The organism is Ruegeria sp. ANG10 (assembly GCF_040705255.1).
GTDB lineage: Bacteria > Pseudomonadota > Alphaproteobacteria > Rhodobacterales > Rhodobacteraceae > Ruegeria.
In genome coordinates this window covers 293,290-315,014 of sequence record NZ_JBFCVU010000003.1, presented here as the reverse complement: position 1 = coordinate 315,014, position 21,725 = coordinate 293,290, and the positions used below count along the sequence as shown (strand labels likewise).

General features: G+C 57.5%; 21 protein-coding genes. 14 read left to right on the top strand and 7 right to left on the bottom strand.

Annotation, left to right across the window (positions count from 1 at the left end; translation table 11 throughout):
• Positions 1 to 10: 10 nt before the first annotated feature.
• The gene (locus AB1A64_RS08650) at positions 11 to 466 is read right to left on the bottom strand and encodes an Lrp/AsnC family transcriptional regulator (RefSeq protein WP_366551038.1); all 456 of its coding nucleotides are present in this window, start codon (positions 464 to 466) and stop codon (positions 11 to 13) included.
• A gap of 145 nt (positions 467 to 611) precedes the next feature.
• On the opposite strand from AB1A64_RS08650, the gene hppD reads away from it, so the two are divergent.
• Complete coding sequence (hppD, locus tag AB1A64_RS08645; protein WP_366551037.1) at positions 612 to 1,709, top strand: 4-hydroxyphenylpyruvate dioxygenase; 1,098 nt, start codon at positions 612 to 614, stop codon at positions 1,707 to 1,709.
• A 41-nt stretch (positions 1,710 to 1,750) separates the two neighbouring features.
• Here hppD and AB1A64_RS08640 read toward each other — a convergent pair whose 3' ends face one another.
• Entirely contained in the window at positions 1,751 to 3,643 is a 1,893-nt protein-coding gene (locus AB1A64_RS08640; protein WP_366551036.1) for a hypothetical protein, read from the bottom strand.
• 164 nt (positions 3,644 to 3,807) lie between these two features.
• On the opposite strand from AB1A64_RS08640, the gene AB1A64_RS08635 reads away from it, so the two are divergent.
• Positions 3,808 to 4,503 carry an SIMPL domain-containing protein gene (locus AB1A64_RS08635; RefSeq protein WP_366551035.1) on the top strand — a complete coding sequence of 232 codons (696 nt, stop codon included), beginning with the start codon at positions 3,808 to 3,810 and terminating at the stop codon, positions 4,501 to 4,503.
• Here the strand turns inward: AB1A64_RS08635 and AB1A64_RS08630 are convergent.
• From AB1A64_RS08630 to AB1A64_RS08620, 3 genes are all read right to left on the bottom strand, one after another.
• Positions 4,459 to 5,217 carry a GNAT family protein gene (locus AB1A64_RS08630; protein WP_366551034.1) on the bottom strand — a complete coding sequence of 253 codons (759 nt, stop codon included), beginning with the start codon at positions 5,215 to 5,217 and terminating at the stop codon, positions 4,459 to 4,461. The two genes, AB1A64_RS08635 and AB1A64_RS08630, sit on opposite strands and share 45 nt — an antisense overlap.
• A gap of 3 nt (positions 5,218 to 5,220) precedes the next feature.
• A complete protein-coding gene (locus tag AB1A64_RS08625) occupies positions 5,221 to 6,513 on the bottom strand; it encodes an O-acetylhomoserine aminocarboxypropyltransferase/cysteine synthase family protein (RefSeq protein WP_366551033.1) in 1,293 nt (430 codons plus the stop codon).
• Between the two features lie 72 nt (positions 6,514 to 6,585).
• On the bottom strand, positions 6,586 to 7,581 hold the full coding sequence (locus AB1A64_RS08620) for a hypothetical protein (RefSeq protein WP_366551032.1): 996 nt from the start codon (positions 7,579 to 7,581) through the stop codon (positions 6,586 to 6,588).
• Between the two features lie 312 nt (positions 7,582 to 7,893).
• On the opposite strand from AB1A64_RS08620, the gene AB1A64_RS08615 reads away from it, so the two are divergent.
• The 3 genes from AB1A64_RS08615 to preA are packed head-to-tail and all read left to right on the top strand — an operon-like array spanning position 7,894 to position 11,434.
• Positions 7,894 to 9,228, top strand: coding sequence for an NAD(P)-dependent oxidoreductase (locus AB1A64_RS08615; protein ID WP_366551031.1), 1,335 nt, complete (start codon positions 7,894 to 7,896; stop codon positions 9,226 to 9,228).
• 46 nt (positions 9,229 to 9,274) lie between these two features.
• A complete protein-coding gene (locus AB1A64_RS08610) occupies positions 9,275 to 10,111 on the top strand; it encodes a methyltransferase domain-containing protein (protein WP_366551030.1) in 837 nt (278 codons plus the stop codon).
• 18 nt (positions 10,112 to 10,129) lie between these two features.
• On the top strand, positions 10,130 to 11,434 hold the full coding sequence (gene preA / locus AB1A64_RS08605) for an NAD-dependent dihydropyrimidine dehydrogenase subunit PreA (RefSeq protein WP_366551029.1): 1,305 nt from the start codon (positions 10,130 to 10,132) through the stop codon (positions 11,432 to 11,434).
• 212 nt (positions 11,435 to 11,646) lie between these two features.
• On the opposite strand, the gene AB1A64_RS08600 is transcribed toward preA, so the two are convergent.
• Entirely contained in the window at positions 11,647 to 11,943 is a 297-nt protein-coding gene (locus AB1A64_RS08600; protein WP_366551028.1) for an antibiotic biosynthesis monooxygenase, read from the bottom strand.
• A 108-nt stretch (positions 11,944 to 12,051) separates the two neighbouring features.
• Positions 12,052 to 12,660 carry a TetR family transcriptional regulator C-terminal domain-containing protein gene (locus AB1A64_RS08595; RefSeq protein ID WP_366551027.1) on the bottom strand — a complete coding sequence of 203 codons (609 nt, stop codon included), beginning with the start codon at positions 12,658 to 12,660 and terminating at the stop codon, positions 12,052 to 12,054.
• A 171-nt stretch (positions 12,661 to 12,831) separates the two neighbouring features.
• On the opposite strand from AB1A64_RS08595, the gene AB1A64_RS08590 reads away from it, so the two are divergent.
• The 9 genes from AB1A64_RS08590 to AB1A64_RS08550 all read left to right on the top strand — a co-directional run bounded on the left by AB1A64_RS08590 (position 12,832) and on the right by AB1A64_RS08550 (position 21,721).
• Complete coding sequence (locus tag AB1A64_RS08590) at positions 12,832 to 14,082, top strand: Zn-dependent hydrolase (RefSeq protein WP_366551026.1); 1,251 nt, start codon at positions 12,832 to 12,834, stop codon at positions 14,080 to 14,082.
• Positions 14,083 to 14,173: 91 nt separating this feature from the next.
• Positions 14,174 to 15,628 carry a dihydropyrimidinase gene (hydA, locus tag AB1A64_RS08585; protein WP_366551025.1) on the top strand — a complete coding sequence of 485 codons (1,455 nt, stop codon included), beginning with the start codon at positions 14,174 to 14,176 and terminating at the stop codon, positions 15,626 to 15,628.
• A 56-nt stretch (positions 15,629 to 15,684) separates the two neighbouring features.
• The gene (locus AB1A64_RS08580) at positions 15,685 to 16,479 is read left to right on the top strand and encodes an ABC transporter ATP-binding protein (protein WP_366551024.1); all 795 of its coding nucleotides are present in this window, start codon (positions 15,685 to 15,687) and stop codon (positions 16,477 to 16,479) included.
• A gap of 7 nt (positions 16,480 to 16,486) precedes the next feature.
• On the top strand, positions 16,487 to 17,404 hold the full coding sequence (locus AB1A64_RS08575; RefSeq protein WP_170349379.1) for an ABC transporter permease: 918 nt from the start codon (positions 16,487 to 16,489) through the stop codon (positions 17,402 to 17,404).
• Positions 17,401 to 18,246, top strand: coding sequence for an ABC transporter permease (locus AB1A64_RS08570; protein ID WP_366551023.1), 846 nt, complete (start codon positions 17,401 to 17,403; stop codon positions 18,244 to 18,246). The genes AB1A64_RS08575 and AB1A64_RS08570 overlap by 4 nt, the downstream gene beginning before the upstream one ends.
• A gap of 56 nt (positions 18,247 to 18,302) precedes the next feature.
• Positions 18,303 to 19,292: an ABC transporter substrate-binding protein gene (locus AB1A64_RS08565; RefSeq protein WP_366551022.1), complete on the top strand. Its 990-nt coding sequence runs from the start codon at positions 18,303 to 18,305 to the stop codon at positions 19,290 to 19,292.
• Between the two features lie 154 nt (positions 19,293 to 19,446).
• Entirely contained in the window at positions 19,447 to 20,160 is a 714-nt protein-coding gene (locus AB1A64_RS08560) for an ABC transporter permease (RefSeq protein WP_366551021.1), read from the top strand.
• Positions 20,153 to 20,887 (top strand): ATP-binding cassette domain-containing protein, encoded by a 735-nt coding sequence (locus AB1A64_RS08555; RefSeq protein WP_366551020.1) that lies wholly within the window; start codon positions 20,153 to 20,155, stop codon positions 20,885 to 20,887. The genes AB1A64_RS08560 and AB1A64_RS08555 overlap by 8 nt, the downstream gene beginning before the upstream one ends.
• Positions 20,888 to 20,905: 18 nt before the next feature.
• On the top strand, positions 20,906 to 21,721 hold the full coding sequence (locus AB1A64_RS08550) for an extracellular solute-binding protein (RefSeq protein ID WP_366551019.1): 816 nt from the start codon (positions 20,906 to 20,908) through the stop codon (positions 21,719 to 21,721).
• The last annotated feature ends 4 nt before the right edge of the window (positions 21,722 to 21,725 follow it).

The following is a 21,725-nucleotide window of genomic DNA, read 5'->3' as shown; positions in this document are numbered from 1 at the left end:
TTCGGTTGGGTCAGGTGGGCAACGGGGCGTCGCGTTTGAGCTGGTCCATTACGATCTGGCTTTGAACCCGCGCCACGGCAGGATGCGGCAGGATCACCTGGTGAAGCAAGCGGTTGAGCGCGGCTAGATCGTCGCAATAGACATGCAGCAGGTAATCTGCCTCACCTGTCATCGTCCAGGCGCTGGTGATCTCAGGTCGGGTGTCCACCATACGGGCAAAGCTTTGCGATTGTTCGGGGCCGTGGGTGCCCAGATGTACCTGAACGAATCCCTGAACGTGCAGCCCAAGTTTCAGCGGGTCCAGCCGCGCTGCATACCCTGTGATGTATCCTTCGGCCTCCAGCCGTTGCCGCCGCCGCCCGGCCTGGCTGGGCGACAGGTTCAGCATCTCACCCAGTTGATGTGCAGTCAGATGGGCATCCACCTGCAAAGCGGATAACAGGCGCATATCGGTGGTATCCAGCATATGCGGAAAATCTCCAAAATTTTGCGCAAACATGCGGATTTTGCGCGTTATTTCCTAGTTTACACGAAAACTATGCGCAGAAACAGCGCCAGTTAAGGCGTATTTTGGAATCAGCAAAGAAATTCCTGTTTTAAGGAGACGCGCCATGGGTCCTTTCCCCCACAACGCCCCAAAATCTGTGATCAGCAAAGAAAACCCGGTCGGTACGGACGGGTTTGAATTTGTAGAGTTCGCCCACCCCGAACCGCAGGAGTTGCGCGACCTGTTTGCCAGAATGGGTTATGAAAAAGTTGGCCACCACAAGGATAAGCCCACGGTCGAGCTGTGGCAGCAGGGCGACGTGACCTATATCCTCAACGCTGACCCTGAAAGTTTCGCCGCCCGGTTCGCTGACGAACATGGCCCCTGTGCCTCGGCGATGGGCTGGCGCGTTGAGGATGCGCAAAAAGCTTATGAACACGCTGTGGCCAAAGGTGCAGAACCCTATGACGCGGCGGACAAAGTGATGAATGTTCCGGCGATCAAGGGGATCGGAGGCTCATTGATCTATTTCATCGATCAGTACCACGACACTTCGCCTTACAACCAAGAGTTCACCTGGACGACACAGTCCAAACCGCGCGGTGATGGGTTCTATTACCTCGATCACCTGACGCACAATGTTTATCGCGGGAATATGGATAAGTGGTTCGAATTCTACGAAACTCTGTTTAACTTTCGCGAAATTCGATTTTTCGACATTCAGGGTAAATTTACCGGCCTATTCAGCCGCGCCCTGACGTCGCCTTGCGGACGTATCCGCATTCCGATCAACGAAGATCGGGGCGAAACCGGGCAGATCGTGTCCTACCTCAACAAGTATAAAGGTGAAGGTATTCAGCATATTGCGGTGGGCAGTGAGGATATCTACGCCTCGACCGACGCGATTGCCGAGAAGGGTTTGAAATTCATGCCCGGCCCGAACAAGGCCTATTACGAGATGTCCAAGGATCGGGTTGCCGACCATGACGAGCCGCTGGACCGTATGATGAAACACGGCATTCTGATCGACGGTGAAGGTGTTCTGGATGGCGGCGAGACCAGAATCTTGCTGCAAATCTTCTCGAAAACCGTGATCGGCCCGATCTTTTTCGAGTTTATTCAGCGTAAGGGCGACGATGGGTTTGGCGAAGGGAACTTTCAAGCCCTGTTCGAATCTATCGAGCGCGAGCAGATCGAAAGCGGTGAAATTTCAGCGGCTTAACGCCGTATACTAATGCAAAAAAGCGGGCGATTTCGCCCGCTTTAACTGCGTGGCATCTTCAGTGTAAGGTTCCTACCTTTTTTCTGATAGCGCAGTTCACTGTCCCCAATTGCGATGACCTTGCCGCCGTCCAACCTGTCGCCGATCTTCAGCTTTTTGTAGCGACCGCTGGGCAGCCGCACCAGCGCGCGGCGGTTGGCGGGTGTTCCATAAACCCCGATCAGATTTAGTTTACGCAGGTTCAGCGCGTTGTCGATTGTCGCCTGACGCGCGACCGAAGCGGCAGACGGAATCTTTGGGGCAACGGCTTTGGGTTGGAATGACCCGGCCTCGACCTGACTGATGGCCGCCGTTGACCCCAGATTGGCGGTTTGCGTCCCGGTAGGTGGTGCAAGACCTGCCGGGCGGGATTTTGGTCGCGGCACGCGCACCACCGCCAGCGCGGTGGGGGTATAGTCAATCTGCGGCTGTTGTTGCAGTGAGGCAGGGCGCAGTTTGGGGCGCCGTCCCGCCAGTTCTTCACGCGTACGTCCGCCCAGCTGTTGACGTTCGAACTGTTCGATCAGATTGCTGGGGCGGGGCTTTGGGCGCAGCCCGGCCAGCCTGTCGGGGGTTTCCTCAAGGGTGGGTTCCTCTTCGAACCGGACAGGTGGCTCGGGTGGTGTCTTCGAAGGACGCCCGAGATAGACGACAATACCGTCCGGGTTCAGCGTGCCCTCGGCACTGGGTGTGACCAGGCCGCGATCATCAAGCTCGAACTGGGCGCCGGCAGTGCTGGGCAGTGCAACCTGGTCAAAGGGTTCATCTGTGGCAAAGCTTTGCGCTGTGGGCAGAGCAACGGCGTCAGTCGATAGGTTGGAGTTGTCGACCGAAGCCAGATACAGCTCATCCTGCGGGGGTAAAACCGGGGGCAACAGGGGATCGGGCGCGATGATCTCAAGGCCGGGCTGGGCTGAGGTTGCTTGGATCACGGGGTCGCGTGCAACCTCTTCCACGATTGTCGGGGCGACGTTTAACGCCTCGAGAATGGCTGTGTCCGTGGGCGAAAGCTCCGGTTGAACATCCTCGTTTTGGGCGGGTGTATCCTGTTCAGAAAGGGTGGCGTCCGTATCAAGCTCGGCCGTTTCGGCAGGTGCTACTCCGGGCGTGGTCGGGTTCTCGGTTTCGACACTGGCCTGAGGGGTGGATGCGGGCAGGGCGTCTTCTACCTGTGCCGTTTCCGGTTCGGCTGTTTGTATCTCGTTTGATCCGATCAGCGCCCATGCGCCCAACACTGCCGCTATCCCCAGTGCGGCCGCGGCTGGAACAACATTCTGTTTTGTGAATACCTCAGTAGGTATTTTGCTGGGGGCGGAGGTCGCCGGCGCAGATCGGAACACATCCGGGGCTGCTTCTTCAGCGATAGGATGCACATTTGGTTCTGCTGCGTCCGATTGAACCTCATCTTTGGCCTCGGTCGCAAAAGGCGCAGATTCTGAGGTCCCAAACAATGGCTCAGAAGGGAAAGACTCGGGATCGGTCTCGGTTGTGAACTGAACCGGTATGAAACCGTGTTCGGTTGCAAATTCGCGTGCCTCATCCAGTGTTTGTTGCGTCACGGCGGCGACATAGGTGGTGGGGCCGACGGTCGCGGTGTCAAAAACCAAGTCTTCGACCGTATATGGCGTAGCCTTGGCCAGCTTTTCCTTTATGTCTTCTTCCAATGGCTGATTGTCAGTTTCCACCGACAAAAAACGCACCTGCTTGGTCGGGATTATGACCTTGCACCGCAGGTTGTTTTCCAAAGCAAAGGCTTTTTCCCGCAGGGCGTGAAGATGCGAATTCAGGTCCGGCGCGTCCAATGCAACGTTACCAATGCAAAACCAATCGTCATCGGATTGGTGGTGCAAAGATATTCCGGTTGCAGAAAAAGACAGCGCAAAGGCGGGTTTCATATTCCCGAGGAACCATAATTGTCAGCATCGATGCAAACGACTTTTCGTCCGCAGGCTGACATTAAAGCAGGATCTCGCCGAGGGAAAGAAAAAGCCAACGCTTCCCCTTGTCTGATAAACCCCGGCGGCCCCATCTTGGTACAGAAGAAATTGGAGGGAAGACCTTGAAGAAAATCGCTTTTCTGGCCGCAATGCTGGCCGTGACAGCCGCCGGTATGGCCCATGCGGAAGAACGTCGCATCACCGTGGACGCAACCGGTACCGTGCTGGCTGCACCGGATATGGCAACCATCACTTTGGGCGTCACCAACGAAGATCCACAGGCGTCAAATGCGATGCAGGCGACATCTGATGCGGTGGCGCAAATTCTGAAACGGCTTGAGGATATGGGCGTCGAATCCCGCGATGTACAAACTCGCGATCTGTCGTTGTCGCCGGTTTGGTCCGGGCGCAACAATCAAAGTGGCGAGCGGCCCGAGATTTCCGGCTTTGTGGCATCGAACAATGTGCAGGTCCGTGTTCGTGATCTGACACAGTTGGGCACGATCATGGATGGGGTCATTCAGGACGGTGCGAATGACTTTGGTGGTCTCAGCTTTGGTGTGCAGGACCCCGCACCGCTGCAGGCGCAGGCGCGGGCCAAGGCTGTTGCCGAAGCAACTGCAAAGGCGGAACAACTGGCGCAGGCGGCCAACGTAACTCTGGGCCAGGTTCAGCAGATCAGCGAGCGGGTCGGAGGAATCAACCCCGCACCGCAGATGCGTGCGATGGCTATGGCCGAAGGGGGCGGTGTGCCGGTCGCGGGGGGTGAGATTTCAATCTCGGTCAACGTGTCGATGGAATTCGGGATGGCCGAGTGATCCTTTGCCTTGACTGCGGGCCTGCAGCGATTGCCGCTGTTGGCCCGTCTGGTCAAAATTGTCTGGCGAAAGCCAATTCTCAAACGCGGCCTTGATCCGCGGCCATTCACTGTCGAGGATCGAATACCAGGCCGTATCCCGGTTCCGACCCTTGTAATGGGTGGCCTGCCGAAAGATGCCTTCGAATGTAAAACCCAATCGTTCAGCCGAACGGCAGGAAGCGGCGTTCAGGGCGTCGCATTTCCACTCATAGCGGCGATAGCCCAGTTCGTCGAAGACGCGGCGCATCATCAGATACATGGTCTCGGTCGATTTCGGGCTGCGCTGCAGCAGGGGTGAAAAGTGAATGTGGCCGACCTCGATCACACCTGCCGCGGGTTCGATCCGTAAGAACGAAGCCATGCCGATCGGCGTTTCGTCTTCGTCCAACACCGTGTGGAACATCGGATCGGCATCCATGCATGTGGCGCGGGTCCAATCCTCAAAATCCTGTTCCCTGTCGAAGGGTCCATAGGGCAGGTAGGTCCAGTTGTGCCCATCCCTATCGTTGGCAAACGCCCGGTAAAGCCCGGGCGCATGCCGGTTTACGTCCAGCGGCACGACGGAACAATACTGACCTTCCATCGGCGTATAGGGTGGCGTCGGGCGCGGGAATTCGCCCGATACCGGCAGACCGACGGGTTGGCCCAGTTTGTTGGTGTCGTGGCCGCTCATGACTCAGGCCGTGGCTTTGGCCAGCGCCTGATCCAGATCGGCGATCAGGTCGTCTGCATCCTCGATGCCGATGGACACGCGGACGACGCCGGGGCCTGCACCTGCGGCCTCTTGCTGTTCAGGCGTCAGTTGCCGGTGGGTAGTCGAGGCTGAGTGGATGATCAGCGACCGCGCATCGCCCAGATTGGCAACGTGGCTGAAAATCTCAAGCGCGTTCACCAGTTTGACACAGGCGTCATAGCCGCCTTTGACAGCAAAGGTGAACAACGCGCCGGCACCCTTTTTGTAGTGTGCTTTCACCCGGTCATGGTAGGGCGACGAGGGCAGGCCCGCATAGGTCACGTAATCCACGCGGTCATCAGATTCGAGCCAGGCGGCGATCTTTTGGGCATTCTCCACGTGGCGCTCCATCCGCAGGGACAGAGTCTCGATCCCCATCAGCGTATAATGCGCGGCTTGCGGGTTCATCGTCATACCCAGATCACGCAGGCCAATGGCGATACCGTGGAAGGTAAAGGCCAGCGGGCCAAAGGTCTCGTGGAACTTCAGGCCGTGATAGGCTTGTTCCGGCTCGCTGAGCGAGGGGAACTTGTCATTCGCCGACCAGTCGAACTTGCCCGAATCCACGATACAGCCGCCGGTGACCGTGCCGTTGCCGGTCAGGTACTTGGTCGTTGAATGCACCACCAGCGTCGCGCCCTGTTCGATGGGGCGGCACAGGTACGGTGTGGCCGATGTGTTGTCGACAATCAGTGGGATACCTGCTGCATCTGCAATATCGGCCATCGCACGGATATCGGTGACATAGCCACCCGGGTTGGCGACGGATTCACAGAATATCGCGCGGGTGTTCTCGTCGATGGCATTTTTTACGGCGTCCAGATCATCGGTGTCGACAAACTTGGCCGACCAGCCAAAGCGTTTGATCGTCTGGCTGAACTGCGTGACCGTGCCGCCATAAAGGCGCGTCGAGGATACCACGTTGCACCCCGGTCCCATCAGTGGGAACAGCGCCATGATCTGCGCCGCGTGACCAGAAGAACAGCAGACCGCGCCCACTCCGCCCTCAAGCGTGGCGATACGTTCTTGCAGCACGGCCACAGTGGGGTTGGTCAGGCGGGAATAGATGAAGCCAACTTCTTGCAAGTTGAACAGCGCCGCCGCGTGATCTGCGTCGCGGAACACATAAGCTGTTGTTTGATAGATCGGAGTCTGACGCGCGCCCGTTGCCGGATCGGGCCGTGCGCCCGCGTGAATCTGAAGTGTGTCAAAACCGTAGGTAGGGCCGTCAGACATCGCTAAAATCTCCTGTTGGAATGTTTGTTGCTGAATCTCTAGGCGATTGAGCGCGCGCGCACAACAATCCTGTCAGCGCATCCACAGGCCCTTGTTCTTGATCGTATTGCGAATGACCTGTTCGCGCTGGGGCAGGTTCTCGCGATCGAACAGGTCCCTGATCTTGTGGCCCTTACGCTGCAAAACCAGCTTTTTGATCGGGTCATATCCCTTGAGGACCTTCTTGACCCGGTTGGGGGCAACGACGGTTTCAAGCACCTCAATCACATGGTCGCATTCGCGGGCATAGAGCAGGGGGAACAGGCGATAGTGACAGCTGACGGATCCATCCAGCAGGCCCGGGGGCAGGGTATCCCGCCCGCCACCGAAGGAATGGACAACCAACGGCAGGGCGGCCTGATCCAGCCATGGGTCAAGGTTCTGCCCGGCCAGTTCGGGGATATTCCCATCCCGGATCGTGCGGGCAAAGTCCAGAAAACGCGCGCCGAACTTGCGCGGGCATGAATAGTAGAAATAGCCCGCGTTGAAATACAAATACCGCCGCCAGTAATTCTCGGGCTGGCTGGTATCCAATGAGCTTTCGAAGTCCAGCTCGAACCGGTGATAGAGGGCGCTCCAGATACCATCGAAACCGGGGCCATACAGGGTGGGTTTGGGCCACGTCCCTTCGACCTTTTGCGAGGCACCAGGTCGGTCAAAATCAAACGGCACCGTGGTTAGATTGCCGGTGATCAGCGTATCGCTGTCGAAGAAAACGAATGGCTCGCCTTCGGGCAGGGCCAGCAGCGCCTCGATCTTGTTACCGTGGGGATAGCTGTTGCCGAAGACATGATTGTCGAATGGCAGGATTTCCGCATCCAGTTGCCGCAACGCTTTCAGCACGTCCTCATTCCGGATGCTTGGGTCTTGCGGCCAGTGCGGGCCGGGCTGCGGGACGGCCACAAACAAACGGCCTGCGAAATTCGGCGCGCTGTGGCGCAGGGACGCGGCAAAAAGCAGTGCCTCATACTGTAGCCGGTTGTTTTGCCCGATGATGACGATGTTGAACTTCAAAGGGCTAGCCTGCATCGGGTGACTTTCAGGTATCTGGCCGTTGACCGGCGCTGCTCGGGTTGAGTTTGACCTACATTACGCAGCGGGCTCCGTCAAAACCAGATGCCCGAATAATCGGAATTCGTGGCTGCGGTTTGCCCTGTACAATCGGTCTTTGGGCACAACAGGGTTGTCGATTGCCAATAAAACAGGCGATTTCCTCAATAAAACAGGCGGGATTTGCTGGTTTTTTGAATTTTTGGTCATTTTATAAATTTTACCAATTGATAAAAAATCAGATTGTGGCAAGCTGAGATCATAACGAACATATCTACAGGGAGTAGAGCGATGGCACAGGGCCAGATTGCCCCCGGCATTGTCTCCGGGCGGCTTTCCAGCGATGAGCTGACATCGAATTTCACGGACTTGCACCCGCCATTGGCCGCGCACGAGGCCGCAGTGGCCGCAGATCGGTGCTATTTCTGTTATGACGCGCCATGTGTGACGGCCTGTCCGACGGATATCGATATTCCGTTGTTCATGCGCCAGATACAGGCAGGGCAACCCGAAGCAGCGGGCGAGACCATTCTGGCGCAGAACATTCTGGGCGGCATGTGCGCCCGCGTCTGTCCGACCGAGACATTGTGCGAAGAGGCCTGCGTGCGCGAAACGGCCGAGGGTGCCCCGGTCGAGATTGGTCGACTTCAGCGTTATGCGACGGACAGCGTGATGGTTTCTGGGGATCACCCGTTCGAACGCGCCGCATCAACGGGTAAAACCGTTGCTGTGATCGGGGCAGGGCCCGCTGGTCTGGCCTGCGCGCACCGTCTTGCGATGTTGGGGCATGACGTGGTGATCCACGAAGGCAAACCCAAGCCGGGTGGTCTGAACGAATACGGGATTGCCGCTTACAAATCGACCAATGACTTTGCGCAAGCCGAGGTGGACTGGCTGCTGAAGATCGGCGGCATCACGATCGAGACCGGCTCGGTTCTGGGTGAAGGTATCTCGCTGGACGGTCTGGTCGAAAATTACGACGCTGTCTTTTTGTCTATTGGATTGGCCGGGGTGAACGCCCTGCGTGCGCAAGGGGCTGATCTGGATGGCGTGCGGTTTGCCGTCGATTTCATCTCGGATGTGCGCCAGGCTTCTGATCTTGCGCATCTGCCGGTTGGTCGCAACGTCGTGGTGATCGGTGGCGGTATGACGGCAGTTGACGCCGCGGTGAAATCAAAACTGCTGGGGGCCGAGCATGTCACCATCGCCTATCGGCGTGACCGCGATGCGATGGGGGCCAGTAGATATGAACAGGACCTCGCCTCATCCCATGGCGTCAAGATCATGACTAACGTGCAACCCGTTGCCGTTCATGGAAACGGCGCGGCGGCAGAGATCGAATTGGAGTATACATCCAGCCATGACGGCCAACTTTCGGGGACCGGAGAAGTCATCCGCGTGCCTGCCGATCAGGTCCTCAAGGCGATTGGTCAGACGCTGGATGGCGCACCGGATGGATTGACGCTGGACGGCAACAAGATCGCCGTGACAGGTTCTGGACGTACCTCTATGGATGGCGTCTGGGCCGGTGGCGATTGCGCGGCGGGTGGCGAAGATCTGACCGTAACCGCCGTGGCCGAGGGGCGAGACGCGGCCATGGATATCCACGCAACGCTCGTTTCGTGATAGGATGGGGCATTCACCCCATCCCATTCGCTGCTGAGGTATTCTCATGTCCCAGATCGAAAAAGCTGTTGCACAACACTATACAACTGGCGCCCTCACAGAGCGTATGCGTGAGGCGCTTAAGGCAAGTGGCATTGATCCAAACGCGGCCACGGTTGCAGACCTCAAAGCTGGTGATGAGTTCCACACAGGCGGGGTTCTGGCTACTGACAACCTGTTTGCTCAGCTTTCGCCGACCCATGCGACCCGCGTGCTGGATGTCGGAAGCGGCATCGGCGGGACGTCGCGCTACATCGTGGATCGCTATGACTCGACAGTGACCGGGGTCGACCTGACGCCTGAATTTGTCGAAACGGCCACTGCTTTGAGTGAACTTGTCGGGCATTCCGACAAAACAAGTTTTGTGGTGGGTAGCGCACTGGATATGCCCGTGCCCGATGCGGGTTTTGATCTTGCCGTTATGATGCACGTTGGGATGAACATCGAAGATAAGGCGGGCCTTTTCGCGGAAGTCTCGCGCGCTCTGGCCTGGGATGGATCCTTTGCGCTGTTTGACGTGATGGGGGGGGACGTGGATGAGGCGCTGGCCTATCCTCTGCCCTGGTCAACTGTTGCCGAGACCTCTTTTGTAGATACACCAGAGGTTTACAAGAACGCAGCGGCCTCGGCGGGTCTTGAGCTTGTGGCCGAGACAGACCGGACCGAATTCGCGCTTGCCTTTTTCGAGGACGTCTTCGCGCGCATCGCCGAAAGCGGCCCGCCCCCGTTGGGCATCCACCTGATGATGGGCGAGACGGCGCCCGAAAAGTTTCAAAACTACGTCACGAACCTCAAGGCCGGGCGCATTCGCCCGACCGAAATGATATTCAAGAAATCCGGCTGAGCCGGGAAGGGAGAAGCCATGGCCGATCTGACAACAAACTTTCTGGGTATTTCCAGCCCAAACCCTTACTGGCTGGCGTCGGCGCCACCTACGGATAAGGAATATAACGTCCGCCGCGCCTTTGAGGCCGGATGGGGCGGTGTTGTGTGGAAAACGCTGGGGGCCGAGGGGCCGCCGGTCGTCAACGTGAACGGGCCGCGCTATGGCGCGATTTATGGCGCTGATCGTCGGCTTTTGGGCCTGAACAACATCGAGCTTATCACTGATCGCCCGCTTGAGGTGAACCTTGAAGAAATGGCACGGGTCAAGGCGGATTACCCTGATCGCGCGCTTATCGCTTCGATCATGGTGCCGTGCGAAGAAGAGGCATGGAAAGCCATCTTGCCGCGTGTGGCAGAAACCGGCGCAGACGGGATTGAACTGAACTTCGGCTGCCCGCATGGGATGAGCGAACGCGGTATGGGATCGGCCGTGGGACAGGTGCCGGAATATATCGAGATGGTGACCCGCTGGTGTAAGATGTACTATGACCGCCCGGTCATCGTGAAGCTGACGCCGAATATCACCGATGTCCGCAAGCCGGCCGAGGCAGCCAAAAACGGCGGCGCAGATGCCGTGTCGCTGATCAACACGATCAACTCGATCACCAGCGTCAATCTGGACACCTTCAGCCCGGAACCGTCGATTGATGGCAAGGGTAGCCATGGTGGGTATTGTGGTCCAGCGGTGAAGCCGATTGCCCTTTCGATGGTGTCCGAAATTGCCCGTGCCCAAGCCACGCACGGTCTGCCGATATCCGGTATCGGAGGCGTGACCACGTGGCGCGATGCGGCTGAATTCATGGCGTTGGGATGTGGCACCGTGCAGGTCTGTACTGCCGCAATGACCTATGGCTTCAAGATCATCGACGAACTGACTGCTGGACTGTCCAAGTGGATGGATGAAAAGGGCTATACAGACGTATCGCAAATCGTAGGTCTTGCGGTGCCGAATGTGACCGATTGGCAGTACCTAAACCTGAACTATATCGCCAAGGCCAAGATCGATCAGGACCAGTGCATCAAGTGCGGCCGCTGCTATGCAGCGTGTGAAGACACCAGCCACCAGGCGATTTCAATGTCTGACGATCGGGTTTTTGAGGTCATGGATGACGAATGCGTCGCCTGTAATCTGTGCGTGGACGTTTGCCCGGTGGACGGGTGTATCTCGATGGAGCCGATGGCTGCCGGTGAGGTCGATCCGCGCACTGGAAATGAGGTGCAGCCTGGCTATGCCAACTGGACGACGCATCCTAATAATCCAATGGCGAAAGCGGCTGAGTAGATTGTTTGACTGAAACAAAGAAAAAGGGCTGGTGTACAACAGCCCTTTTTCAAATGTCGCAGAAAATTTGAGCGATCCTGCAGGTCCGGTCATTGAAAGTTCCCAATAGAATATCGGGACCTAAATTCGAACGAAACTCCTTTGAAGCGCGACCGATTTTTTTCCAAAGCCGTCAACTGAGAATCGCAAGCGAGATGGACAACCGCCGCAAGCTAACCGTCGACAAACTCATAATGTTTGATTGAGCGCGCCTCGACCAGTTCGGCTTCCATAGGATCAATATGAGGGCTGGAAATATCGTCGCCTACAAAAGCCTTCAGAGACTCAAGGTCTTCCCAAACCATGACAAAACTAAACTCTCTGGGCGTGTCGGCATGCGGAGCCCCCGGTATGACCTGAACAATCCCCTTGGTTCCTTTCATGAGGGGGATCGCCGTCTCGTAAAAGAATTTACCAAACTCTTCTTCTTTCCCGGGGCGTGTCACGACCTGAAATATGCGAATGATCATGCAATCACCTTCCTTTTGGTGTGGCTGCCGCATGAAAGTCACCTCAATTAGCCCAGTATATCATGGCAAGGAGGGATGGTCTGCCAGGGGTTCTGTGTGACTGCTTTTCTAGGGTTTCAGCAGTTTACGATAGAGCGTATCAATAAACGGTTCAGCACCTGCGAACGGATCCTCGTTGCCCAGAATGGCACGGACCTGCACATCGAAATCGGCGTAGTGCTGCGTCAGGGCCCAGATCGAAAAGATCAGGTGATAGGGATGCAGGCGCGCAATTTTGCCCTCATCCATCCATTGCGTCAGGATCGTGGTTTTATCGTCCACCAGCGCCTTAAGGTCATTCGACAAAGCCTCGTGAATGCGCGGGGCGCCCTGAACAAGCTCGTTCGCGAACAGGCGGCTTTCGCGGGGCAACTCGCGGCTCATCTGCAGCTTGCGGCGGATGTAGGACAGGATTTCCTCCATCGGGTCACCATCGGCATCCAACTCGTGCAAGGGGGCCAACCATGTGTCCAGCAGGCCCGAAAGCAGGGCAGTATGGATGGCCTCTTTCGACGGGAAATAATACAGTAGATTCGGCTTGCTTAGCCCAGCTTCGGCAGCAATCTGATCCACGGTTGCGCCGCGAAAACCGTGGGCGGAAAACACGTTCAACGCAGCCTCGAGAATCGCGGCGCGGTTCTTTTTCTGTATTCGGGTCGGGGCGCGATCCTTGGGCATGTTTCCAGCGTGTCTCTTTTTTTGCCATGCGGGGGCCAATTATGCCGAAATTTCCGGCGGCACCATGCAATTTCTTGACTGATCTCGAACCCGTGATAGCGTGAGTTTGACCAGATGGTCAAATCAAGACACCAAAAGCGAGCCAAATCGCAAGCAACAGGGAAGACACCAATGGCAGCTCCGGCGCAGAACCTCAGGATCAATGGCGACAGACTTTGGGACAGCCTGATGGAGATGGCCAAGATTGGCCCCGGGGTTGCAGGGGGCAACAACCGCCAGACCCTGACGGATGAGGATGCTGAAGGGCGCGCCTTGTTTCAGAAATGGTGCAAGGACGCAGGCTGTACAATGGGCCTGGATCAAATGGGCAACATGTTTGCCCGTCGCGAGGGCACTGACCCCGAGGCTCTGCCGGTTTATGTGGGTTCACATCTGGATACGCAGCCGACCGGCGGGAAATATGACGGCGTGCTGGGCGTGCTGGGTGGGTTGGAGATCATCCGCACACTCAATGACCTGGACATCAAAACCAGACACCCCATTGTGGCGACCAACTGGACCAACGAAGAGGGCACGCGCTATGCCCCGGCCATGCTGGCCTCGGGCGTCTTTGCCGGGATGCACACGCAGGACTGGGCCTATGACCGCGAAGATGCCGAGGGTAAAAAGTTTGGCGACGAACTGAATCGCATCGGCTGGCGGGGCGACGAAGAGGTCGGCGCCCGCAAGATGCACGCGTTCTTTGAGCTGCATATCGAACAAGGACCGATCCTTGAGGCCGAGGGTAAGGACATCGGCGTTGTTACTCACGGGCAGGGCCTGAGCTGGACACAGATCACCGTGACCGGCAAAGACGCCCATACGGGGTCGACCCCGATGCCAATGCGCAAAAATGCTGGCTTGGCGATGGCGCGTATTCTTGAGAAAGTGGATGAAATCGCCTGGTCGCATGCGCCGCATGCGGTCGGTGCAGCAGGGCATATCGATGTCTATCCGAACTCACGCAACGTGATCCCCGGCAAAGTTGTGTTCACGGTCGATTTCCGCTCACCCGATCTGGACGTGATCACAGACATGGTAAACCGCCTGCGTGTCGCCGCCGAGGATATCGTTGAAGAGATGGGTCTGCAGATCGAATTCGAGAAGGTCGGTGGGTTTGATCCGGTGACCTTCGACGAAGGGTGCGTAAAGGCCGTACGCGATGCGGCTGAGAGGTTGGGGTATTCGCACACTGACATCATTTCGGGCGCGGGGCATGATGCGTGCTGGATCAACCGCGTAGCACCAACGGCGATGGTGATGTGCCCCTGCGTGGATGGGCTGAGCCATAACGAAGCGGAAGAAATCAGCAAAGACTGGGCTGCTGCCGGTGCGGATGTTCTGTTTCATGCGGTCGTCGAGACGGCCGAGATCGTGGAATAGGGGGCACTGCCCCCGTCGCCCTTGGGCGACTCCCCCGAGGTATTTTTAGCCAGATGAAGCAAGCGGCGCAGACCGCGTCAGGGAGATTAAAATGAGCACTGTTATCAAAAACGGAACCGTCGTGACCGCCGATCTTTCCTATAAGGCGGATGTGCTGGTCGAAGGTGGCGTGATCACCGAGATCGGAATGGATCTGAAGGGCGACAAGGTGCTGGATGCAACAGGTTGTTACGTGATGCCCGGTGGGATTGACCCGCACACGCATCTTGAGATGCCGTTCATGGGAACCTATTCCAGCGATGATTTCGAAAGCGGGACGCGGGCGGCGTTGGCCGGGGGCACCACGATGGTTGTGGATTTCGCGTTACCGAACCCCGGTGAGGGCCTGCTGGACGCCCTGAAGCGCTGGGATAACAAGTCGACCCGGGCGAATTGCGACTATTCCTTCCACATGGCGGTGACCTGGTGGGGCGAGCAGGTGTTTGATGACATCAAAACGGTGATCGAGACGCGCGGCATCAACACGTTCAAGCACTTCATGGCCTATAAGGGCGCATTGATGGTGAATGACGATGAACTGTTTGCCTCCTTCAAGCGATTGGCCGAGTTGGGCGGCATCGCCATGGTGCATGCCGAGAATGGTGACGTGGTCGCTGAGCTAAGCGCCAAGTTGCTGGCCGAAGGAAATACAGGCCCCGAGGCACACGCATATTCTCGTCCGCCGCAGGTAGAGGGCGAGGCGACCAACCGGGCCATCATGATTGCCGATATGGCGGGCGTGCCGCTTTACGTGGTGCATACATCCTGTGAAGAGGCGCATGAAGCCATTCGTCGGGCCAAGATGAATGGAAAGCGGGTGTGGGGCGAGCCCTTGATTCAGCATCTGACTTTGGATGAGAGCGAGTATTTCCATCAGGATTGGGACCACGCGGCGCGCCGGGTCATGAGCCCCCCGTTCCGGAATAAGCAGCATCAGGACAGTCTGTGGAACGGGCTGCATTCTGGTACTTTGAGCGTTGTGGCTACTGACCATTGCGCCTTTACCACCGACCAAAAGCGTTTTGGCGTCGGTGACTTTACCAAGATACCGAATGGGACCGGTGGGCTGGAGGATCGGATGCCGATGCTGTGGACCCATGGTGTGAATACCGGGCGTCTGACGATGAATGAGTTCGTCGCGGTGACTTCAACAAACATCGCCAAGATATTGAACTGTTATCCTAAAAAGGGTGCGATCCTTGTAGGGTCGGATGCCGATATCGTTGTGTGGGACCCTGAGAAGACCAAAACGATCAGCGCTGATACCCAGCAATCTTCGATCGACTACAACGTGTTCGAGGGCAAAGAGGTCAAAGGCCTGCCGCGCTTTACTTTGACCCGCGGACAGGTGGCCGTGCATGACGGCGAAATCCGCACGCAGGAAGGACACGGAGAGTTTGTAGCGCGTGAACCCAATGGTCACGTGAACAAGGCGCTGAGCACGTGGAAGGAATTGACAGCGCCGCGCCCGGTTGAGCGGACGGGCATTCCGGCGACAGGTGTCTGATTGCGCAGGGATTGTCACCAAGGCACCCTAAAGCCAAACCTTTTCAAGGCAATGGAATGAATACTGAAAGCACTACCCAGCCCGTAATCGAGGCAAGGCAGTTGGACCTTACCTTCCAAACAAACGACGGGCCAATCCATGCGCTCAAGGATGTGAACCTAACGGTCGACAAGGGCGATTTCGTCAGCTTCATCGGCCCCTCGGGCTGTGGCAAAACCACCTTTCTGCGCTGTATTGCGGCGTTGGAAACGCCGACAGGGGGAACGTTAACCGTCAACGGGATGACCCCGGATGAGGCGCGGCGGAACCGGGCCTATGGCTATGTGTTTCAGGCTGCGGGGCTGTACCCTTGGAGGACCATTGCCAAGAACATCAAGCTGCCCTTGGAAATCATGGGCTATTCAGCCAGCGAGCAGGGAGATCGAGTTAAAAAGGTTCTGGAACTCGTTGACCTAGAAGGATTTGGCGGAAAATTCCCCTGGCAGCTATCTGGTGGCATGCAGCAACGCGCCAGTATTGCGCGGGCGCTGGCTTTTGACGCCGATATCCTTTTGATGGATGAGCCCTTTGGCGCGCTGGATGAGATCGTGCGTGATCATCTGAACGAACAGCTTCTGGCGCTTTGGGCGCGCACGGAAAAGACCATCGGTTTCGTGACACACTCGATCCCCGAGGCGGTGTATCTGAGCACTAAGATCGTGGTTATGAGCCCGCGACCGGGGCGGATTACTGATGTGATCGACAGCCCGCTGCCAAAGGAACGGCCGCTGGATATCCGCGACACGCCGGAATTCATCGAAGTCGCCCATCGTGTGCGCGAGGGGCTGCGGGCGGGGCATACGGATGACTAGTGCAGGGATCAAAGCTGTCTGGGCCGTCTTGACCGTAGTAGGCGTCATTATCCTGTTCTGGTATGCGGCCAGTGTGCCGATGAACATCAAGGGCGTTCTGACTGAATTCGAACGAGCCGGGGAACAGGTCGATCCGCCCAAAGCTGTTGACCGCCGCGACATGAGCGAGTTTGAGCTGGTCATCGACAACCCCTACGCCATTGATGAGACATGGGAACAGGACCGACCGCGTTTGCCCGCACCGCATCAGGTGGCCGAAGAGCTGTGGGACACCACGGTCGAGAAGAAAATCACCTCGAAAAGATCACTGATCTATCACTCCTGGGTGACGCTTAGCGCGACTATTCTGGGCTTTGCGATTGGCACGGGGTTGGGCATTTTGCTGGCAGTGGGGATTGTTCACAGCCGGGTTATGGACCTGTCGGTCATGCCCTGGGCCATTGTTAGCCAAACCATTCCGATCATCGCGCTGGCTCCGATGATCATCGTGGTGCTGTATTCGATAGGTATTCAGGGGATCATCCCCAAGGCGATCATCTCGGCCTATCTAAGCTTTTTCCCCGTCGTGGTCGGTATGGTGAAGGGGCTGCGCAGCCCCGATGCGATGCAATTGGACCTGTTGCGCACTTATAACGCTAGTCGGTCTCAGGGGTTCTGGAAACTGCGCTTACCAGCGTCGATGCCGTATTTGTTTACTTCGCTGAAGATTGGTATCGCAGCCTCTCTGGTCGGGGCTATCGTCGGAGAGCTGCCGACAGGGGCCGTGGCTGGTTTGGGTGCGCGGCTGCTGGCCGGCAGCTATTACGGTCAGACCGTGCAAATCTGGTCGGCGTTGTTTGCGGCGGCCATCCTGGCGGCATGTCTGGTCGGGCTGTTGGGCCTGATCGAGCGGGCGGTCCTGAAACGGATGGGGATGGCGCAATGATACCTGTTCTTGGTGCAATTGGCGTCTGGCTGTTTGGCTGGTGGTTGAACAGCCGCCTGGCCTGTGGCCCCTACGCCGATACAAAAACGGTTCGGTTTTTGGCGCCGCTGATCTTTGGCCTGACCGTGATTGCAATTTGGGAACTGCTGGTGCGTGGACTTGATGTGCCGTTGGTCATTTTGCCTGCGCCGTCAGTGATCGCTGTGCGCTTTGCCGACAGTCTGCCAATCCTATGGGCTGATTTCGTGCAAACCATTATCAAAGGCGCGCTGAGCGGTTACATCATCGGGTGCGGATCGGCCTTCCTGATGGCGATTGCTGTGGATCGCTGGGATTTCTTGCGCCTCGGATTGTTGCCGGTCGGGAACTTTGTGGCGGCCCTGCCGATCGTGGGGACGGCCCCCATTCTGGTGATGTGGTTCGGGTTCGACTGGCATTCCAAGGCAGCAGTGGTCGTGGTGATGGTGTTCTTTCCCATGCTGGTGAACACCGTGGCGGGGCTGCGCGAAGCGACAGCCATGCAGCGCGACTTGATGGAGACCTATGCCGCGACTTATTGGCAGAGCTTTCTGAAACTGCGCTTGCCCGCCGCGATGCCGTTTATTTTCAACGGGCTAAAGATTTCTACCACTCTGGCGCTGATCGGCGCTATCGTGGCCGAGTTCTTTGGTTCGCCAACTCTGGGCATGGGCTTTCGGATATCAACCAGTGTCGGGCAACTGTCACTGGATATGGTCTGGGCCGAGATTGTCGTGGCTGCTTTGGCTGGGACGGCGTTTTATGGCCTGGTCGCCATGATCGAAAAGGGGGTGACATTCTGGCACCCGTCGCAACGCGGATAAAAGGAAATTAACAGACCCCGAAAATGGGGCGCCAACAACAACTAGGAGATATGAAGATGAACAAACTTCTTAGCGGGGTGATTGCTGCCTTTAGCCTGACTGCCAGCGCAGCGCTGGCGGCGGATGAGGTGACTTTGCAACTCAAGTGGGTCACCCAGGCGCAGTTCGCGGGTTATTACGTGGCCAAAGACAAAGGGTTCTACGAGGAAGAGGGGTTGGACGTCACTATTCTGCCCGGCGGCCCGGATATCGCACCGACTCAGGTCATTGCAGGCGGTGGTGCGGATGTGACCGTCGAATGGATGCCCGCCGCACTGGCCGCGCGCGAAAAGGGTCTGCCCCTGGTGAATATCGCGCAGCCGTTCAAAAGCTCGGGTATGATGTTGACGTGCTGGAAAGATGCCGGGATTTCCTCGCCCGAAGATCTAAAGAACCGCACGCTGGGTGTTTGGTTCTTTGGTAATGAATTCCCGTTCATGAGCTGGATGAGCCAGTTGGGTATCGACACCGGTGGCAAAAGTGAAAGCGGCGTCGAGGTTCTGAAACAGGGCTTTAACGTTGATCCTTTGCTGCAGCGTCAGGCGGATTGCATCAGTACCATGACCTACAACGAATACTGGCAGGTCATCGATTCCGGTGTCAGCCCGGATGAGCTGGTCACTTTTAAGTACGAAGACCAAGGCGTGGCCACGCTGGAGGATGGTTTGTATGTGCTTGAGGAAAATTTGGGTGACGCGGCCTTCGTCGACAAAATGGAGCGTTTTGTTCGTGCTTCGATGAAAGGCTGGAAATACGCTGAAGAACACCCTGATGAGGCGGCCGACATCGTGCTTGAGAATGACGCGACCGGTGCCCAGACCGAAGAGCATCAGAAGCGTATGATGGGTGAGATCGCCAAGCTGACTGCCGGTTCGAATGGCGCATTGGATCCGGCCGATTTTGAACGTACCGTGGGTACCTTGCTGGCAGGTGGGTCTGACCCAGTGATCACCAAACAGCCCGATGGGGCCTGGACACATCAGATTACCGATGCTGCACTGAACTGATCCCAGTTCAAATGCCTGAACACGCGCGGCCCCAACCGGGGCCGCGTTTTCGTTTGGGGATGTCGGAATCGTGTCTGTACTTGGCGATTAAATGGTCTAGTATCCTTATGAAATCAGGCGCATTTTGTACGAAATGCACAGTATGTGGTAATAAATGCAGGGATTTGCATCAGAATTCAGTTCGGCGATGTCTCTGATCCTGAATGGGGATGCAGAGTTGTGGGCGATTGTGCTGTTGTCCCTGAAAGTTTCCATTTTCGCTGTACTGATTTCCGCGCTGATTGGCATGCCCGTTGGGGCTGCTTTGGCGGTTGCACGTTTTCCCGGAAGGCGGATTCTGATCGTTTTGATGAACGCTCTGATGGGGTTCCCGCCGGTCGTTGTCGGGCTGCTGGTCTATCTGTTGCTGTCGCGCTCGGGACCGTTGGGTGTGCTTGAGTTGCTGTATACTCCGACCGCGATGATCATTGCGCAAGTGGTTCTGGTGACGCCCATCATCGCCGCGCTAACCCGGCAAGTGGTCGAAATGTTGGCCGAGGAATACTCGGAACAGCTCCGATCACTTGGCGTGTCCCGGCTGGCATCTGTGCCGGTTCTATTGTGGGATGCGCGATTGGCGCTGGTGACCGCACTGCTGGCTGGGTTTGGTCGGGCCATTGCCGAGGTCGGGGCGGTGATCATCGTTGGCGGCAACATCAACCACGTAACGCGTGTTATGACGACGACCATCGCGTTAGAGACGTCAAAGGGCAATCTGGCGCTGGCGCTGGCGCTGGGGGCGATCCTGATCGGTATTGCGGTGGCGGTGAATGCCATGGTCAGCACGCTCAGCCTGCGGGCCGAGCAGGAGGGGTTGCGCCATGCGTGATCTGACTTTGCAAATGGCGAGTTGCTTGTCGGTGGATGGGATGCGGATCACTCGCAAGGGCAAGGCTTTGTTGGATGTGCCGCAGCTTATCCTTGATGGTCCGGGGCCAACCCTGATCCTTGGGCCGAATGGATCGGGTAAAAGCCTGCTGCTGCGCTGTCTGCACGGGCTGATCGTGCCGGATCGCGGGCAGGTCCGGCAGGATGGTGTTGCGCTAAATGCCGATCACAAGGTGCGGCAGGCGATGGTGTTTCAGCAGCCCGTGCTGTTGCGCCGCTCCGTCGCGGCCAATCTGGATTTTGTACTGAAACGCCAGGGGATGCCGCGCAGCACTCGCAAATCCCGTATCGAGGATTTGCTGACTGAAGGTGGCCTGGACGGCAAAGCCCGGCAGTCCGCCCGGTCCCTGTCTGGTGGAGAGGCGCAGCGGCTGGCCATTCTGCGCGCCCTCGCACTGGACCCAGAGACGCTGTTTCTGGACGAACCCACCAGCGCGCTGGATCCCAACGCCACGCAAATGATCGAAAGGATGATCCTGCGCGCCTCAACCCGGGGTGTCCGCATCGTAATGGTGACGCATGACATCGGGCAGGCCCGGCGGTTAGCCGCCGATATCGTGATGATGCAAGGCGGTCACGTGGTTGAACATGGGGCGGCCAAACAGGTACTGGGTGCCCCCAAAAGCGACGCCGCGCGCCGATATCTGGCTGGCGGGCTGGTCACTTAAACAATAACGGAGATCTAAATGATCCGTATTTTCATTCGGGCAGCTTTTTTCGCCGTTGGTCTGACCGCTGCGTCCGCCAACGCCGAGGAACCCTTTATCGTCGTGCAATCGACGACGTCCACTCAGAATTCGGGTTTGCTGGATTACATCCTGCCGGGGTTCGAGGCCGAGACGGGTATTGACGTACGTGTTGTTGCCGTGGGCACCGGTCAGGCGATCCGCAACGCGATTAACGGGGATGGGGACGTCTTGCTGGTGCATTCCAGACCGGCCGAAGAACAATTCGTTGACGACGGCTGGGGGGTCGAGCGGTTTGACGTGATGTACAACGATTTTGTTCTGGTCGGGCCGAAATCCGATCCGGCCAAGGTGCGGGGTGGTATGGATATCGTGGAGGCGCTGGTTGCGGTGTCCGGGGCCGAAGCGCCCTTTGCCTCGCGCGGGGATGACAGCGGAACGCACAAGGCCGAGATGCGCCTGTGGGACTGGGCGGACGCCGATCCGACCGCCGCATCGGGGACGTGGTACCGAGAGACCGGCTCGGGCATGGGGGCGACTTTGAACGTGGCCAGCGGGATGGGGGCCTATGTACTCACAGATCGCGCCACGTGGCAATCCTTTGGCAACAGGGGGGATCTAGAGGTTCTGGTCGAGGGTGACCCGCGTCTGTTCAATCAATACGGTATCATCCTAGTGAACCCGGATAAGCACCCGCAGGTTCGGGCCGCAGCGGGTCAACGGTTCATTGACTGGTTGATCGGCCCCGACGGGCAGGCGGCCATTGCGTCTTACAAGCTGGATGGTGAGCAGTTGTTTTTTCCCAACGCCGAGTGATCGG